Here is a 1,368-nt window from a genome sequence, read left to right as displayed (position 1 = left end):
GGCATGCCGGTGGCGCTGCTCATGTCCCCCGCCACACCCGAGCAGGAGGCCGCTCTGGCGGGCGGCGGGTCGGACGTGATCGGCGCGCACACCGTGGGCGCGCCCGACGGCGGTCCGGGGCTGCCGTTGGTCGGGTGGAGCACGGTCGCGGGGGACCTGAGGGTGCCGCACTTCGTGGGGCTGCACGGGCTCCAGGTGATGATCCTGTTCGCGCTGGCCCTGACGGCGGTGACGCGGTCCGGCCGGGGACCGCGGCGCGCGCGGGCCCGGGTGCGACTGGTGGTCGTGGTCGCGGCGGCGTACGCGGGGCTGTTCGCGCTGACCACCTGGCAGGCGCTGCGGGGGCAGTCGGTGGTGGCCCCCGACGCGCTGACGTCGGCGGTCGGCGGCGTCTTGTCGGTCGGGACGATCGCGGGCGTGTGGTGGGCGGTCGTGCCATCGGGGACACCTGACGGTGTGGCGGCGGAGAGCGGGGCGAGGCGCTCCTCCGAGGGTGGGCCGGGGGCGGCTGAGTAGGTCAGGAGCGTCCGGCCGGGGCCGCGGTTCCACGACCACCGCGCACAGGCGCGGTGCGTAGCGCGTCGACGTGGGGGACCGGGTACGCGGTGATCAGCGCTGCGGCGGCCCAGGCTCCCGCGGCCCGGGACCCGGGGAGGAGGGTGGTGACCGCGATGGCGGGTCCGGACACCGGTCCGACGCGGGAGTTGTGTGAGTCTTTGCCGCGTCGCGGCTCGTTCCCGGCACGGGGGAGGGAGAGACTCGGAGGTGGTGCGTTTCGTGGAAACACGCAGAAGGGGTACCCATGATCACCACCGACTTCGTTCCCGGCTCCCCGTGCTGGATCGAGCTGGGGTCGCCGGACATCGAGGCCTCCGTCACCTTCTACCGGAAGGTGTTCGGCTGGACCGCCAGCGAGGCGGCGCCGGAGACGGGCGGGTACCGGATGCTCCAGTTGGACGGGATACCGCTGGCCGGGCTCGGGCCGCTGACGCAGGAGGGGCAGCGGCCGGTGTGGACGGTCTACTTCGCCACCGGCGACGTCGACGAGACCGCCCGTGCCGTGGTGAGTCTCGGCGGCGTGGTGCACGAGGGGCCGACGGACGCCCTCTCGTTCGGCCGCATGGCGTTCTGCGCCGATCCCCAGGGCGGGGACTTCGGGCTCTGGGAGGCGCGTGACTTCCCGGGTATGGGGGTCACCGACCAGGCCAACAGCCTGTGCTGGGTCGAGCTGTGGACGCCGGACAGCGCGGGCGCGCTGTCCTTCTACTCCAAGCTGTTCGGCTGGCGCTACCAGGACTTCGCCCTTCCGGACAGTCCTGAGCCCTATCGGATCATCGCCCCGGCGGGCGGCGCCGAGGGGCGGGAGTT

Annotated in this window: 1 protein-coding gene and 1 pseudogene; both read left to right on the top strand. The window is 73.7% G+C overall.

Annotated features, from left to right (window positions below; all coding sequences use genetic code 11):
* Window positions 1-516: pseudogene (locus D471_RS36885) on the top strand (hypothetical protein); the annotation flags it as partial.
* 286 nt (window positions 517-802) lie between these two features.
* Window positions 803-1,368, top strand: a 566-nt coding sequence (locus tag D471_RS39825; protein ID WP_017601982.1) for a VOC family protein, incomplete at its 3' end; no start/stop codon positions are given.

This window comes from Nocardiopsis lucentensis DSM 44048 (assembly GCF_000341125.1).
Taxonomy (GTDB): Bacteria; Actinomycetota; Actinomycetes; order Streptosporangiales; family Streptosporangiaceae; genus Nocardiopsis; species Nocardiopsis lucentensis.
The sequence above is the reverse complement of the archived record's forward strand: the minus strand, read 5'-3'. Positions and strand labels throughout refer to the sequence as shown.